This is a genomic window from Kitasatospora sp. NPDC032150, from assembly GCF_055579945.1.
In genome coordinates, this window is sequence record NZ_JBVIMH010000012.1 from 105,645 (window position 1) to 119,830 (window position 14,186).

The following is a 14,186-nucleotide window of genomic DNA, read 5'->3' on the forward strand; positions in this document are numbered from 1 at the left end:
AACCTGATGACCTACGCCTCGCGGGCCGCGGAGGTGAGGGACATGTCCGCGTAGCGGTCGCCGGCCACCTGGCCGGCGATCGGCTCCAGCAGCGCCAGCTCTTCGGAGGACAGCGTGATCCGGCTGGCCGCGGCGTTCGCCCTGGCGTCGTCGCCGGTGTAGCGCGGCAGCGGCGAAGGCACCGTTTCAGAAAGCCGCGGCCGAGTGGCGAGTACGGCACGAAGGCGACCTGGAGCTCGGCGGCCGCGCCCACCGCGCTGCGCTCCACGCAGACGTCCACGGGCGGGGCCTGCACGGGGGTGCTGTCGATGTCGATCACCGTCATGCCCGTCACGTTAGGGCGTTCAAGTGTACTTGAAGCAAGTGCCTTCCGTGCGGCGCCTCCTGCTACTGGATCCGGTGCCCGAACCGGCCTGAGCACCACCAGGAACCCACCCGCTCCCGGACCCTGCGCGAGCCCACCGACCACACCCCACCCTGCGCGGCGCCTCTACGGCATCCACGCTGGCCTCGGCCTCCAGCGCGCCCGCTGGGGCACCACGGCACTGCGCCCGGCGACCCTGGCCGCCCCTGGGACTGGACCTCGTCCCTGAAACGGAAGGCCCAGGCGCCCCATGACGTGCTGGAGCGATGAGCGGTCGCCTATGCTGCGGGGATCAGTAGTTGATCTTCGGGGGGATCCATGTCGTACCAGGAAGCGCCGCGGCCGGATGCCGGTCCGCTGCCCAGGCGGTCGGCGGTCGGGGTGTGGACGCACTTCGTCCTGCTCTGGGTGTTCTGGCTGGCCCCTCGCTACCTGCTGCTGGTGGTCACGTTCGTCGGCGCGCTCCTCGGCTCCGGCGACGGCGGCGATGGAGGCATCATCGAGGCCGGCAAGGACGCGATCGAGCGGTTCCGCCTGGAGCGCCGAGGAACGCCCGAGCAGTGGGCGGACCGGGCACGGAAGACCATCCAGGCAAAGGGCTCCACGATGTTGAACGCGGCGCGTGAGCGTCGCGACCGGGCCGCCAGGAAGGGCGATCCATACCAGGAGACCAAGGCCGCCATCGAGCTCCGGCCGAAGGACTACCGGCTCGCCGGCGCCGCCGGGGTGGCGGCCGTCGCCGCGCCGCTCGGCTGGGAGGTCGACTGGGCGCGCACCGACCCCGCGAACCAGATCCGTCTGGTCTACCGCCTGCCGTTGTAGGACGAGATTTTCTCGGTCTCGCGTCTCATGCGCCCTGGGCTCTCCGGACCCTCTGATGAGAAAGCCCGGAGAGCCTGCGCTCCGCAGCCCCAGAGCGGACGACGAATCGGCCCGAAGGAACGGACGTTCCTCGGGGCTCGGCCGGCGTGCGCCGGCGAGGTGCGACTCAACGGGATACAGCGCGCTGCACGAACTGCGGGGTCCGCGGGAGGGCAGCGGCAGTCTTCAGGCACCACTCGGTGAGGGCGTCCACAGCGACGGGATTCGCCGTGTCCACGTGCAGGGTCTCCGCGATGGGCAGGGGGGTCGCCTTCGCCCAACGCCCCGTCCATTCCTCGTCGTCGGGTGGTGCGCCGTGCACCGAGTGCCGAGTCGGGTGCCTGAGCTCATAGCGCTGCCTGGCGACCGCGACGGGGACCTTGCACCAGATCTGCAGCGGCCGCTCGACCTCGGCGCTCAGCAGCCCGCTTCGGACGTACTCCCAGGTCTCAGCGGCCGGCCATGTCGATTCGAGCACGCCGCCGCAGGGCGAGTCGGCGAGCAGAGCCCACATGGCCATACTCGCGGCCTCACCGAACTGGCGGTTCCACTCCCGTTGCGGCCGTTCGTCCGGCGGCTGCGCGCCGAAGACCCCGGCGTGCGCCTCTTTGATCACGTCCTTGCTGAACAGGGGGAGGCCCAGCCTGCGGCTCAGCGCTCTGGCGAGAGTCGTCTTTCCGGCCGCAGGTATGCCGTTGACGAGGATGACGACACGCTGCGGCGAACAGTCCGCATCCGTGCTCCGCTCTTCCATGATAAACGCCCAATCTTCTTCTGATCCGCGGTAAGACCGACCGGCAATGGGGCCCGCGGCGTCGCGTGCCGATAGCTCTCGCCGGTCGGTCTTAACCGGTCGCGCCTGCTCGGCAGGCTCCGCGCCTCCCAGCCTCGCGGTCTCCGCTCCCAGCTCCTGCCCCCGGGCCCTTCAGCCCTGCGGCCCACCGGACTTCAGCTGGTGGCAGAGGTTGAGGAAGAGATCGACGTTGGGGATGTCCGCGAGGTCCCCGAGGTCCAGAACGAGCAGCTTGTTGTGCCCGTCGAAGCTCACCCGCCCGTCGTGCGTCCGGATCGCGCCGATCTCCGACCAGGTGGCGCCGCGCTTATGGCCCGTCAGCCCCTGCCGGTCGGCCCGGAAGGGGCCGAAGTCCAGTGTCTCGCCGCGCGCGAGGCGGCTGAGCACGCCGGGCAGCTGCGCCCGGGTGATGCCGCGCAGCATGTAGTCGCCCCAGTAGGGCCTCCACGGTGATGCGCTCCGACACCTACATGAACAACAACAGCGGCTGGTTCCTGGAGGTCTACGGCTCCTCGACCGACAACGGCGCCCGCGTCGACCAGTGGACCCCCAACGGCACCAACACCCAGCACTGGCACGGCTGACCCGCGCCCCGGCCCGGCCTCGGCCGGGTCACCGCGCGTCCGCGTGACCGGCAGAGCCCCGACACCGACCTGGTGCTCACCGTGAACCGGGACAGCGAGCGGGGGCGTGCGGGATCAGAGCTGAGCGGCGAAGGCGGTGAATGCCGCCCACTCCTCGGGGGCGAAGGTGAGCCGCGGTCCTTCTCGGTCCTTCGAATCCCGGACGTGGATCACGGCAGGGGAGGCGGCGACCTCGATGCACTCGCCGCCTTCGCCTCCGCTGTGGCTGCTCTTGACCCAGACAAGACCATCCGACCCGGCGGACACATGTGCCTCGGTGCTCATTGCTCTCCCAGCAGCTTCTCGATCAAGGTCAACGAGTCTCGTGGGGTGAGAGCCTGACCTCGAATGCTTCCGTAGCGCGTGGCCAGCATACGGACTTCGACAGGATCGGTGACCAGGTGACCGACACCTTGCACTTCCAAGTAGCCGACCTGAGGCTTGTGTTTCGCGGTGAGCAGGATGAACGGGCCGTCGACACCTGCGTATTCGTGGCAGTCCAGCGGGAGCACCTGAACTGTTGCGTTCCGGAGCCGTCCAACCTTCAGTAGATGTTCCAACTGGCCCCGCTGGACGGCTCGACCGCCGATCTCGCGGCGGAGCACCGATTCGTCGATAACGGCTGTCACGAGCGGAGCGGGCCAGCGGGTCAACGTGTCCTGACGAGCAAGGCGTGCGGCTACGCGCCGTTCGATCGTCTCCTCCGGAAGCAGCGGTTGTCGTACGGAGAAGGTGACGCGTGCGTACTCCTCGGTCTGGAGAAGACCAGGGACCGTGAGCGTGCTGAAGAAGCTGATCTCCTCCGCCTCTGCCTCAAGCCGTGCGTAGTCGCGGAACCACGCCGGATGTCGTACCCGTGCCCGTGCCTTCGCCCGGGCGACGTCCTCCTTCGCGGCCTTCAACAGTCCACCAGCGCCGAGGAGTTCGTCGGCGGCGTCAAGGAACTCCGGTTGCGGGGTGCGCCGTCCGCGTTCGAGTGAGGAGATCAGGTCCTCGCCGTAGGCCAGCCGCTCGCCCAGCTCGCGCTGGGTCAGCCCGGCTCGTTCGCGAAGCAGTTTGACCTGGCGGCCGATCGCCCGGAACAGATCGGCCGAGCCGTCCTCGTCCTCCGGCGGTTCCGGCCGCCGCTCCACCGCGGCATCCGCTCCCGACACCGACACCCCGACCACCGCCTCGCCGACGACCCGTACGGGCCACTCCTCGCACCGGTACGCGCGGGATGCGTACCGTGAGCCTCACTGGTCAGAGTACGACGAGCCGGACACGCTGAGTGACGTGAATCTCGATATCGGTCACCCCATCCCCTCCGAAGGCACGGCTGCCGCCCGCCACTTCACGGTCCTGCTCTCCGCCACCCGTCGCGGCGCCCGCCTCGCGCGCCGGCTCACAGTGCAGCAACTCGCCGACTGGGGTGAGCCGTACGAGACCGCCGAACAGATCGTCGCCGAGCTCGCCGCCGACGCCGCAACGCACGGCCGGGTAGCGGGTCGGAGCTTCCGGCTCACCCTCTCGCTCGACCCGGGCGTCACACTCCGCATCGCCGTAGCTGACCCCCGCCCCGAACGGCTCCCGAGGCCCGGCGACTTCGGTGCTCCTGCGGGTGTGGACGCCGAGTCGGGGCGCGGCCTGCTGATCGTGGCCGCGCTCGCCGACCGCTGGGGCGTCGACCTCACTGTCCGCCCGATGAAGACCGTCTGGGCGGAACTCGACCTCGGGGCAAGGTGATCGGAAGGCTCACGCGGTTCTGTCCGTCTTCCGCAACTCGCGAGTGACGACCCGTCACGGCGTGCTACCGTGCGGCTACACAAACGAATTGACCCCGGCGGTGCTACCAACACCCCGGGGCCCGGCACAGGAGAAGACAGCTCCTCATGCACGTCCACTTTATCGCGCCCGCGCGCTATGTCCGGGCTTCTCACGACATCATCCGCCATCCGCGTCTGAAGGCGACGGCGAAGACCCTCCTGTTGTGGGCTCTGTCCCTGCCTCCCGGCAGCCGGGACACCATCCTGGCCATCGGTCACCGGATGCCCGAGGGACGGGAGGCCGTCTCCCGAGCGCGCGGCCAGCTGATCGCCGAGGGCTTCCTCCACATCCGCCGGTACCAGCATCCGACCAAGGGCACCTGGGCCACCGAGGTCATGGTGACCAGCGTCCCGCTCACCGACCGGGAGGAGGTCGCCGCCTGGGCCGCAGCAGGCACGGAGGCCGCCGTGCCGCCGACTGACCGGAACCCGGCACTCGGTGGACAGCGGACTCGGGACGTCGGCACTTCCCCCAAGGGGGAGAACAGCAGGGAGGACACCTCCCTCCCCGCCCCGCCGCCTCCGGGGCCCGAGCCGACCCCGGCGCCCGCTCCCGACGCGGCCGCCGCCGAGGCGGCGCGGCTGCTCTGCGGGCTCGGTGTGCGCGACCGGCGCCTCCGTCTCGGCCTGGCCGAAGCGCTGGAGCTCGTACCGCTGGCCTGCGAATGGCTCGCTCGGGATAGTGGCCAACTCCACTTCCAGGAAGAGCTGTTGGCCGGTCTGCCCGACCGGGTCCATGCCCCGGTGGCGTTCCTCCGCCAGCGGTTGGAGCGGAAGATGCCTGCCGCTCCGATCCCGGCCCCGCCGCCGCGCCTTGCCCACGAGTGCGCCCGCTGCCGGGCACCCGTGCCGGGCGTACCGGGTGCACCGGGCGCCGACATTTGCCGCTCCTGCGCCGGGCGCGGCCTGGCACGCACCCCCGATCCGGCTTCGGTGGACCGCAACCGCCGAGGGGCCGCCCGGGCCCGCGACCTGCTGCGAGCCGCCCGTACGGCCCAGCCGGTGAGCTGTTGAGGGCGGGGGTGTGGTGGTGTCGCTGATCTTCCGGTCATTGGTGAACCGGACGCCGTACCGGATCACTTCAGCGCCCGCCCTGCGACCGCAGGTTGGTTGCGCGCGGCGTCATCAGGCAACGGGGCCAAGGCGATCGATGAGGGTTCCGGTCGAGATGTGATCGTCCGTGATGTCGGCCCGGGAAGGCCCGAGGCAGGGGTGGCCTCAGCGACGCGGATCACCGGCCGCGTACCAGAGGCGGAGAAAAGGCCCGAGCCGGAGCCGCTGAAGTAAGCAGGGGCCGAAATCGGGGAGCGAGGGATCGCCCTGCCCGTGGCGGACCACTCCGGCGGCTCCCCGATGAGGCTCGCGTCAGCCAGGACATCGGCCGACTGCCGTGGGCCTGAGCGCGGGAGACCGAGGGCTGCCCGGCAGCCGTACAGGCTGCGCAACCGTCACTGCTGAACCGCCCCGCCCAAGCCCCGCCCGCTTGGACTCCGTTCGGAACGGCGTCCTGCTTGGGCGGGGCTTCGCCATCCGGTCTCATGGACGTCCTGGTGCCGCTGCTTGCTGCGGTCGGCCACGAAGCTAGCCATGCCAGGCGTCATGGCGGTCAAGCCTTCGTGTTGCAGGCCGGACCGTGCGGTCAGGCTGACTGCCGAGCGCCTGGGCAGTGGCACGATGTCGAGGCCGGGTGGGGTGGGGTGTTTGGCGGCTGCAGCTGTCAGATACTCATCCGAAGGCGTCCGTGATCCGGGATGCGGCGGCTGACGCGACGGCAGGAGCGGCGCCCGGTGCGTCGCTCGGGCGACCGAAGTACACACTGTCCGCGATCTGCGCCAGCATGGTCACGTACGTGGGGAACTCCGGCATGGACGGCGTGCTGATCCGCATCACGAGCAGCGTGTCCGCGCCCTGGACGGGGATGTACACCTCCGCCTGGGCGAGTTCGAGCGTGGCGGGTGCCCCGGCCTCCTGACTGAAGTCGCACAGCTGGCCGTGGACGACCACCACTGCGGGCCCGCAGTGGACGTCGGTCCGGTACACCTCCTGATCCGGGTCGGCCGACAGCATCTCGACCAGGGAGGCTGCGGCGATCCCGGCGTCCGAGGTGTCGATCTTCTCGGCCTGGATGACCAGATTGGCGGTGGCGAGCCGGTCGTCGTCGGTGCGGAAATAGTTGATGCCCGCGTACAGCACGCCGTCCTCAAGCGCGCTCTCGGCGATCTCCGCGTACCAGGCGGCGACCGTCGTCCGCTGGTAGTCGGTGCCGCCCGCCCAGATCTCGGAGGCGATCTCCGCGTGGTGCGCGGCGCGCTGTTCCTCGGACATCTCGAGCCCGAGGGAGTGGAACCAGATCGGGACCTCGAAGCGGACGTCCACGTCGTCGTCGGCGTACAGCGGATCGACGGCATCCGCCTGCGCGGGCACCTCCGCAGCAGCCGTCGCGGCGGCGTCGGGCGTGAACGGATCGGTCATGCCGGGCTCCCCGAAAGCTCGTTCGACAGCTCAGGCGCGTGCAGCCCCAGACCGATGCCCTTGACACCGATCTGCGTGCCACGAGACCACCAGGACATCGGCTTGAGCGCAACCTGGATGACCTCGTGGCCCTCCTTGCCGACCTTCACGGCGACCTTGCCGGCCTTGTCCAAAGCGGGAACGAGGTCGGATGCGATGCTCGGCAAGTTACGCAGAGGCGTCTTGGTGACCACTGCCGAGATGCCCTTGTGCATCAGCGAGCCCCCCTCGCCCGCCTTGACGAAAGCCTTGCCCGCCATGGAGAGCTTTGAGGCGGCATTCACGGCCTCACCTGCCTCCGTCGCCGCCTTGACGCCCATTCGCATGCCACTGATCGCCTTGGCGCCAGCAGTCACTCCCGGAATCGCGCCGATGCCGTCCATTACGAGGGTTGTCATACTGATGTTCGCGCCGCCGAGCTTCGCCAGCCCGTGGGCCCCGAGGGCGACCGCCGACGCGCCGGCCGCGGCGCCTCCGAGGGCGGCGGACAGCGGCGGGCACCACATGGTCGCGAGCGCGGCGATGCCCAGGACGGCCGAGGCGGCGCCGGCGACGTCACCGATCTTCTTCAGCAGATCGGCGTGCTTGTGCGCCCAGTTCTTGATGCCTTGGCCGATCTTCTTGAAGCCGTCCCCGATCTTGCTCCACATGCTCTTGTGCGGAAGATTGTGGTCGGCCTTGCGCAGCGCCTTCGCGGTCTTGTCCGCGTCGTCGTGGTGGTGGTGCAGGAGTTCCTTGGCCTGCTTGACGAGATGGTGAAGCTGCTCCTCCAGCTCGTGCAGCTCCGCCTTCGCCGTCTGCAACTCGCCGTCGGCCGCGTGCAGTCGGCCCGAGGCCTCCTTGATGGCGTTGTCGGCGGCCGCCAGCGCCTCGGCGTTGGCCTGGTACGTGCCGATCAGCTGGAGGGCCGGATCTTCGGCGGCCTGGTTGTAGCGGGAGGTCGCCTCGCCCTTGCGCGCCTCGGCCTCCTGGATGCGGCGCTTGAGCTCCTCCGCATCCGCCTCGTACCGCTTGGCCGTGTCCTGGTAGTGCGCCAGCGCCGAACTCCAGGAGGCCAGCTGGGTCGACGCGCCCTTCAGCGCGTCCACACCCTGCTGCAGATGCTTGGGCAGCTCGCCGACCTTCTTCGAGAACGCGTTGGCGGCATCGCCCTGCCAGCTGCCGCTGCCGCTCGCGAGCGACGTCAGCGTGTTGTGGGCGTTCTCCATCGCGTTGGACGCCGAGTTGAGCTGGTCCACCAGGGCGTTCACTCCGCCCACGTTGCCCGGGGCCGGATTGAAGCCGAGCGCTGGGTACTCCGCGTCGTCGCTCATGCCGCGCTCCCCGGCCGGAGGGCGCCGCTGACGGCCTGCTCGGACTCCGCGTAGTTCTTGCGGACCTCGTCCAGACCGGTCGAGATCTGTTCGGTGCCCTCCGCGAGCATCTTGATCTCGTCGCCCCAACTGTGCTGGAAGTCGTTGCAGGCGTGGTCGAGCGCCTTGCTGCCGGTAGTCTTCGGGCCTGTGTCGCGCATCGCGTTCAGTGCGGTGTGCAGCTCCTGCTGACTCTGCTGCAACTGCTGCAGCAGGCGGTCGAGATCGCCGATCTCGACGCGGAAGAAGTCCCCCATCGTGCTTCAAGCCCCCGTAATCCGTGATCCAATAGCTGATCAAATGATAGGCGGATCATAGGGGGTCGAAGGCGTGGTGCGCGGACTCTCCCCACGGCCCGGTGATCGGCACTGTCGACGGACGGCAGGGCCGGCGCGAGGCATCCGCCGGCACCCGCGGGCTGACGTGGGCACCGAGTCCATGAGCCGTTACGCTTCCTGCCCGAACGATAGCTTGAGGCCAGGTGGGGACCATGCGTTGGCGTGACAGTCAGGGGAACAAGTATCGGATCCGCCAGGATCGCCTGGCATGGCGGGGGCTGGTACGGCCGAACATCGTCTGGAGGTTGGTGCCGGACACCACTGACGACATCATCCCCGGACTGGTGCTGATCCTCGTCACGCCGGTGTTCCTCGTTCTCGGGATCATCTGGATCGCCGAGTTGATGCTGCGTCTGGCGGCCACGCCCGTGGTCGCGGTGCTGCGCATGATGGATGTGGTGCCGTACCGGGTGGACCTGCTTCGGAACGGCAATGTGATGCACAGCTATGATCCGCGCGGCCGGGTCCAGCTGCGGCAGCTGTGGACGAGTCTGTCCCAATGGGCGGCGCAGCCCGCGGTCCCGGCGGGCAACCCCTGGCCAACGGCCCAGTGACGGACCCTGGTTTTCGCGGGCCCCGGCCGCTCAGCCCGCCGAGGGGGAGAGGTCGCCGAGCAGGTCGGTGGCGATCCGTCCGGTCCGCTCGCGTTGGGGGAAGGCGCCGACCGGGACGCGGGTGAGTTCCTTCGCGGTGCGGTAGTCGATCACCGAGACGGCGTCGGCCTTGCTGAGCGAGACGAAGCAGAGCGTGCCGTCGGCGCTGCTGGTGCCCCAGTAGGGCAGGCTGCCCGTCGGGTAGTCGACCGTCCCGCGGGTGCTCAGGTCGGCGGTGGAGACGATCGCGGTGTAGTCGTCGATGGTGCCGACGTCGCACAGGTTCGCACCGTCGCCGGAGAGGGCGAGGCCGTGGTGCGCCGAGTTCTGCGGGTAGTTGTCGGGGGAGAGGGCCGCGCCGGCCTGGCTGTAGGGCATCTGCACGGTGACCACCGAGCCGGTGGACAGGTCGTACCTGGCGAAGCCGTTGAGGTAGGACAGGTCGGTGTACATGGTCCGGCCGTCGGTCTCGATCGTGTTGGGGCGGATGCCGTGCGGGAACTTCCAGGTCTGCACGGTCTGCAGGGTGGCCGCGTCGACCTTGGTGAGCTGGAAGCTGCCCTTGGCCCACTCCATCGCCTGCGGGAACGAGGTGATGCCGATGCTGGAGTTGTAGATGTACTTCCCGTCCGGCGAGTAGTCGTTCTGGTGCGGGTAGGTGCCGGTCGGGAAGGAGCCGACCACGTCGCCGGTCGCGGTGTCGAGCACCTCGGCCTTCTGCGCGGTGGTCGCGGACACGACGTAGCGGCGGCCGTCCGGCGAGAGCGCGGCGTGGTCGGCCTTGAACCCGTCCAGTCGGGTGCGCCAGAGCTGGGTGCCGGTGGCGATGTCGAACGCGGCGACGTCGTCCAGATTGCCGCGGGAGACGTACAGCCGGCGGCCGTCGGGCGAGAGCGTCGCGTCGTCGACCCAGCGGTTGCCGCCCTCGATCGAGGTGACGGTCTGGAAGCCGATCCACTGGATGGGATCCATGCCGGAGATCCGCTGCTGGGCGTCGGCGGTGACGTTCAGCGAACCGAGGTTCCGGAAGGTGTGGGCGTCGAGGAAACTCACCGTGCCCGCCTGGCTGTTGCCGACCACCAGGACGTCCAGCAGGCCGGCATCGGCGCCTGCGCCCGCTGCCGGTGAGGCGGGGAGTACGAGCGCGCCGGCCAGGGCGGCGGCGGCCGTGGCGACGGAGACGGAGCGGGACAGGTGCCGAACGGCCTTGCCGGGGACGTGCTTTCTGCTCATCCGATCTCCCGGGGCGCGGTGCGTGGAAGGGGCGACGCTCGGTGATGGTGCTGAGGTCGACGGTGCTGAGGCCGACGGTGCTGAGGTCGACGGTGCTGAGGCGATCCGAGAAGAAGCACGCGCTCGGATTCGGCTACTTGACGGTACTGAGTGGCTGCGGGCCCGACAAGACTGCGGCAGAAGGGGAGTTGGCCGGTTGTCGGCCCGGTCTCCCACCACGTGTCCGGATGCGGCGTCAGACGGGAATTCCGGTGCTCCGTCCGGATGCGGTCCTCTACGCTCGCCACAAACCGCAGAGCGGGTCGGTGTGGCGGCAGGCCGACCGGCACGGGGGGCCGAGGACCCGCCCGCGCGCGGGCGGGTCCTGCCACGGCCCCGGAACCGGAGCAGCGCGGAGATGTTCTGACATTCCGTCAGGACGGCATCGGGAACGCGTCGGTGTCGGGCTCCAGCAGCTGGCCGGGCTCGGGGGTGACCTGGTCCACCAGGTACGAGGTGATCAGCGCGTCCAGGGCCTTGCTCTGGCCGATCGCGCAGTGCTGGACCATGTCGACCGAGACCAGTACGGCGCTGCCGAGCTCCTGCTGCATGTGCTGCGCGAACCGGTACCGGGTGGCCGGATCGAAGGTGTTGCCGATCACCATGACCGGATGGGCGGTCCTCCGGTGCCAGGGCCCGGAGTAGCGCTCCACCGCGCGCGCCGGCGCCGGCCAGGTCGCGCACGCCGGCGCGTCGAAGGCCTGGTACCGGCCGAAGGTCGGCGCCTCCAGCTCCCAGGCCCTGGCCACGAGGGCGAACAACCTCGGGTTCGACGGGTACGGCTTGTCCTGGCAGTTGACCCCGAGGTAGGAGTCGTCGGCGGTGTACGGGGTGTCCGCGGGGGCCTCCCGCAGTGCCGTCGGAGCCGGTACGGCCAGCGCGGCCGCCTCGTTCGCCGCCTGTGGTGCCGCCAGGGCGCCGGAGGTCCGCTGTGTCTCGATCACCTGGTGCAGTGCCTGCAGTGACTTGGCCAGCGGCGCCTGCCGGGTCTGCGCGTAGAGGGCGTTGGCGACCTGACTGGTGAAGGTGCTCAGCGTGACCTTCGAGCCGTCCGGCAGGGTGACCGGCTCGGTGCGCAGGTGGTCGCGGATCGCGTCGAACCTGGCCCGGGGATCGCCCTCGGCGAAGGCGCAACGCTGCACGCCCGCCGCCTTGCAGCGCTTCAGGTACTCGTCCAGCGCGAGCTCGAACCCGCCCGCCCGCTGCCGGTCGTACTCCAGGCCGTTGCTCAGCCGCAGCTGCGGGTCGACGTTGCCGTCGATGACCAGTGCGCGCACCTTGCCGGGGTACATGTTGGCGTACGTGGCACCGATCAGCGTGCCGTAGGAGAAACCGGCGAAGGTGAGCTGGGAGTCACCCACGGCCTGGCGCATCCGGTCGAGGTCGCGCACCACGTTGACGGTCGACATGTGCTTGAGCAGCGGACCCGCGTTGCGTGCGCAGGCGTCGGTGTAGTCCTTGTCGGCTGCCAGGGTGCTGTTCATCTCCGCTGAGGTGACCGGAACCTCGGTCGTCCGCTTGAGGACCGCGTCGGCCTCCTCGCCGGTCGTGAAGCAGCGGAGCGGATTGCTTCTGGCGACCCCGCGGGGGTCGAAGCCGATCAGGTCGAAGCGCTCCGTGACCCGGGGATCGAACCGGGTCGTGGTCGCCCAGAGGTAGCCGCTGCCGCCCGGTCCGCCGGGGTTGAGGAACAGCGAACCGATGCGCTTGGCCGGGTCGCCGGCCCGTCGGCGCATCATGGCGATGCCGGTCTTCTCGCCCGACGGGTTCGCGTAGTCCAGCGGCACCGGGTAGACGGCGCAGTCGTAGATCTTCGGATCGGGCTTCGACGGGTCGGGGTTGCACGGTGTCCAGACGACGGGTTCCACCTTCTCCGCGACGGTCTGCGCCGCGGTCCGCGCGGCTGACGCGGAGGCGGTGGCGGCGCCACCGGTGACGAGGGCGAACGCGCTGATGACCGCGACTGCCAGAGTCGGTTTCCGTAACAAGGGGCCTCCTCGGATTATGCAAACCCGGTCAGCCTGGCATCCGGCGGCCGTCGGTGGAAGAGCGCGTACCTCCGTCGGCGTGGCGGCCCCGGGCGGGATGCCGGGGCCGTCGGTGGAAGAGCGCGTACCTCCGTCGGCGTGGCGGCCCCGGGCGGGATGCCGGGGCCGTCGGTGGGTCACTTCTTCGCCTGGTACTGAACCTGATCAGGTGATGTCGGGGTCGTTCGCCTGACAGCGGCCGACCGGTTCCGGAAGCCGTGGGGCGTGAGGTTCGCGCAGGGCAGCGGGTTTACCGACGCCGAGAGGGCCGTGCGGGAGCGGGTCAGGCTGCAGGCCGTGGAGCGCTTCGAGGGAGGGGAGGAGCACCGGGAGGTCACTGTCGCGCTGACGGGTGTGCGAGCGGTCGGTGGAGCGATGGCGCCGGGCCTGGCGCGCGCGAGGCGAGGCCGCGACCGCCAGGAGGCACCCCGCGGTCCGGGCGAGTGGTAGTCGTAGCCACGGAACGACCGGCAAGTGGCGCGCGCCGTCAGCTGATTTGAGGCCACGCCCGCGGCCGGGGCCGCGCTGCTCATTGCCGCTGGAGGTCCGGGCGCACAGAGGACCCCTGTGCGCCCAGCTCCGCTCACCGCCGTGCCAGCGCCGGACTACGTGACGTCGCCGCCCAGCCGTATCACCGCCGACAGAGCCTCAGCCGATCCAACCCGACGCGGCAGCCCGTTCAGGATGACGGCCGAGAGCGACACCGGATCGGACCACTCCAAGATCAGCCGGTCACGACCGCGGACGTAGAAGTTACGGCCCCACGCCGTACCAAGCCCGGCGATCTCAGGAAACGCGGAGAGGCTCGGCGATGCGACACGCGACCACCCTTCCCGCTCGATCTCCAAGTCCCAGAACGCTGGTCCAGCTAGCATCACGCCTCCCGAGTCCGGCGACTGCGCGCGGCTCTCTTCGCCGTGCTCTTCTTCGCAGGTCTCCGCGCCGACGCCTTCGGGTGCTCTTCTAGCGCCTTCTCGACCGCAGCCTGCAAGACCGCCACCAAGTCTGTCACCCCGGCCGCCGGCGGCAGCACCTTCGCCTCCGGCACGTGCGGCGCCGGCAGGCCGCCATCCGTGCCTCCACGACCACGGTTCAGCCACGGCATGCGGCCGGTATCAGGCCTGGCCGGCGTCGGTGCCAGTGCCTGGGCTGGTGCCGGTTCTCATGCCCGTCCCCGTCCTGGCGCCCTCCTCGGCGCACAGCCGTACCGCCAACTCGCAGAGATCGGCGCGGTCCTGACACCCGGTCTTGCCGAGCAGGCTCGCCAGGTGCTTCTCCACCGTGCGCGGTGAGATGGACAGCTGCCGGGCGATCTGCTGGTTGCCCGGCCGGCCGGGCAGCAGCTCGAACACCTCGTACTCGCGCGGCGTCACACCTCGCAGCCGCAGCGGCGCGGGGATCCGCTCCCGGCCGGTGCGGTGCTGCGCCACGCTGGCCCCGGCCTGCCGCAGCAGCGCTCGGCAGGCGGCGGTCACCGCGGGGACCCCGGCGGCGTGGAAGTGCTCCTCCGCGGTCCGCAGCCACGCCACCGGATCTCCCCAGCCGTCGCGCAGTGCCGCCTCCGAGACCAGACGCAGGCCCAGGTGGGCTGCCGTCGGGAAGACCGCGGCGACCTCCCGGGAACGATGCGGCGGCGGAGAGGGCGGC

15 protein-coding genes and 3 pseudogenes are annotated in these 14,186 nt (G+C 70.1%); 6 read left to right on the forward strand and 12 right to left on the reverse strand.

Going from position 1 to position 14,186, the window contains the following annotated elements; translation table 11 throughout:
- Window positions 1-11: 11 nt before the first annotated feature.
- Window positions 12-268, reverse strand: a pseudogene (locus tag ACZ5ON_RS16470) (aldo/keto reductase); the annotation flags it as partial.
- A 414-nt stretch (window positions 269-682) separates the two neighbouring features.
- On the opposite strand from ACZ5ON_RS16470, the gene ACZ5ON_RS16475 reads away from it, so the two are divergent.
- Entirely contained in the window at window positions 683-1,186 is a 504-nt protein-coding gene (locus tag ACZ5ON_RS16475; protein WP_465592091.1) for a hypothetical protein, read from the forward strand.
- A 166-nt stretch (window positions 1,187-1,352) separates the two neighbouring features.
- Here ACZ5ON_RS16475 and ACZ5ON_RS16480 read toward each other — a convergent pair whose 3' ends face one another.
- On the reverse strand, window positions 1,353-1,979 hold the full coding sequence (locus ACZ5ON_RS16480; RefSeq protein WP_465592094.1) for a P-loop nucleotide/nucleoside kinase family protein: 627 nt from the start codon (window positions 1,977-1,979) through the stop codon (window positions 1,353-1,355).
- Window positions 1,980-2,150: 171 nt separating this feature from the next.
- The gene (locus ACZ5ON_RS16485; protein WP_465592097.1) at window positions 2,151-2,441 is read right to left on the reverse strand and encodes a DUF6585 family protein; all 291 of its coding nucleotides are present in this window, start codon (window positions 2,439-2,441) and stop codon (window positions 2,151-2,153) included.
- A gap of 29 nt (window positions 2,442-2,470) precedes the next feature.
- Between ACZ5ON_RS16485 and ACZ5ON_RS16490 the strand changes: the two genes are divergently transcribed.
- Window positions 2,471-2,602: an RICIN domain-containing protein gene (locus ACZ5ON_RS16490; RefSeq protein WP_465592346.1), complete on the forward strand. Its 132-nt coding sequence runs from the start codon at window positions 2,471-2,473 to the stop codon at window positions 2,600-2,602.
- A 114-nt stretch (window positions 2,603-2,716) separates the two neighbouring features.
- On the opposite strand, the gene ACZ5ON_RS16495 is transcribed toward ACZ5ON_RS16490, so the two are convergent.
- On the reverse strand, window positions 2,717-2,926 hold the full coding sequence (locus ACZ5ON_RS16495; protein ID WP_465592100.1) for a DUF397 domain-containing protein: 210 nt from the start codon (window positions 2,924-2,926) through the stop codon (window positions 2,717-2,719).
- On the reverse strand, window positions 2,923-3,801 hold the full coding sequence (locus ACZ5ON_RS16500) for a helix-turn-helix domain-containing protein (RefSeq protein ID WP_465592103.1): 879 nt from the start codon (window positions 3,799-3,801) through the stop codon (window positions 2,923-2,925). The genes ACZ5ON_RS16495 and ACZ5ON_RS16500 overlap by 4 nt, the downstream gene beginning before the upstream one ends.
- A 115-nt stretch (window positions 3,802-3,916) precedes the next feature.
- Here ACZ5ON_RS16500 and ACZ5ON_RS16505 point away from each other — a divergent pair, with 115 nt between their 5' ends.
- On the forward strand, window positions 3,917-4,366 hold the full coding sequence (locus ACZ5ON_RS16505; protein WP_465592106.1) for an ATP-binding protein: 450 nt from the start codon (window positions 3,917-3,919) through the stop codon (window positions 4,364-4,366).
- Between the two features lie 146 nt (window positions 4,367-4,512).
- The gene (locus ACZ5ON_RS16510; protein WP_465592109.1) at window positions 4,513-5,460 is read left to right on the forward strand and encodes a hypothetical protein; all 948 of its coding nucleotides are present in this window, start codon (window positions 4,513-4,515) and stop codon (window positions 5,458-5,460) included.
- Window positions 5,461-6,171: 711 nt separating this feature from the next.
- Here the strand turns inward: ACZ5ON_RS16510 and ACZ5ON_RS16515 are convergent.
- Genes ACZ5ON_RS16515 through ACZ5ON_RS16525 form a run of 3 tightly spaced genes read right to left on the reverse strand, consistent with a single transcriptional unit; the run spans window position 6,172 to window position 8,566 of the window.
- A complete protein-coding gene (locus ACZ5ON_RS16515) occupies window positions 6,172-6,918 on the reverse strand; it encodes a hypothetical protein (protein WP_465592112.1) in 747 nt (248 codons plus the stop codon).
- Window positions 6,915-8,270 carry a putative T7SS-secreted protein gene (locus ACZ5ON_RS16520; RefSeq protein ID WP_465592115.1) on the reverse strand — a complete coding sequence of 452 codons (1,356 nt, stop codon included), beginning with the start codon at window positions 8,268-8,270 and terminating at the stop codon, window positions 6,915-6,917. Before ACZ5ON_RS16520 ends, ACZ5ON_RS16515 begins: the two co-directional genes overlap by 4 nt.
- Window positions 8,267-8,566 carry a hypothetical protein gene (locus ACZ5ON_RS16525; protein WP_465592117.1) on the reverse strand — a complete coding sequence of 100 codons (300 nt, stop codon included), beginning with the start codon at window positions 8,564-8,566 and terminating at the stop codon, window positions 8,267-8,269. The genes ACZ5ON_RS16520 and ACZ5ON_RS16525 overlap by 4 nt, the downstream gene beginning before the upstream one ends.
- Window positions 8,567-8,799: 233 nt before the next feature.
- Here ACZ5ON_RS16525 and ACZ5ON_RS16530 point away from each other — a divergent pair, with 233 nt between their 5' ends.
- Window positions 8,800-9,201 (forward strand): hypothetical protein, encoded by a 402-nt coding sequence (locus ACZ5ON_RS16530; RefSeq protein WP_465592120.1) that lies wholly within the window; start codon window positions 8,800-8,802, stop codon window positions 9,199-9,201.
- A 30-nt stretch (window positions 9,202-9,231) separates the two neighbouring features.
- On the opposite strand, the gene ACZ5ON_RS16535 is transcribed toward ACZ5ON_RS16530, so the two are convergent.
- Window positions 9,232-10,473 (reverse strand): YncE family protein, encoded by a 1,242-nt coding sequence (locus tag ACZ5ON_RS16535; protein ID WP_465592123.1) that lies wholly within the window; start codon window positions 10,471-10,473, stop codon window positions 9,232-9,234.
- A 413-nt stretch (window positions 10,474-10,886) separates the two neighbouring features.
- Window positions 10,887-12,500: an alpha/beta hydrolase gene (locus tag ACZ5ON_RS16540; protein ID WP_465592126.1), complete on the reverse strand. Its 1,614-nt coding sequence runs from the start codon at window positions 12,498-12,500 to the stop codon at window positions 10,887-10,889.
- A gap of 264 nt (window positions 12,501-12,764) precedes the next feature.
- Between ACZ5ON_RS16540 and ACZ5ON_RS16545 the strand changes: the two are divergent.
- Window positions 12,765-12,948 (forward strand): annotated as a pseudogene (locus tag ACZ5ON_RS16545) (helix-turn-helix domain-containing protein); the annotation flags it as partial.
- A 196-nt stretch (window positions 12,949-13,144) separates the two neighbouring features.
- On the opposite strand, the gene ACZ5ON_RS16550 reads toward ACZ5ON_RS16545, so the two are convergent.
- Both ACZ5ON_RS16550 and ACZ5ON_RS16555 read right to left on the reverse strand, forming a co-directional pair.
- Window positions 13,145-13,387, reverse strand: coding sequence for a hypothetical protein (locus ACZ5ON_RS16550; protein WP_465592129.1), 243 nt, complete (start codon window positions 13,385-13,387; stop codon window positions 13,145-13,147).
- Between the two features lie 267 nt (window positions 13,388-13,654).
- Window positions 13,655-14,149: pseudogene (locus tag ACZ5ON_RS16555) on the reverse strand (helix-turn-helix transcriptional regulator); the annotation flags it as partial.
- Between the last annotated feature and the right edge of the window lie 37 nt (window positions 14,150-14,186).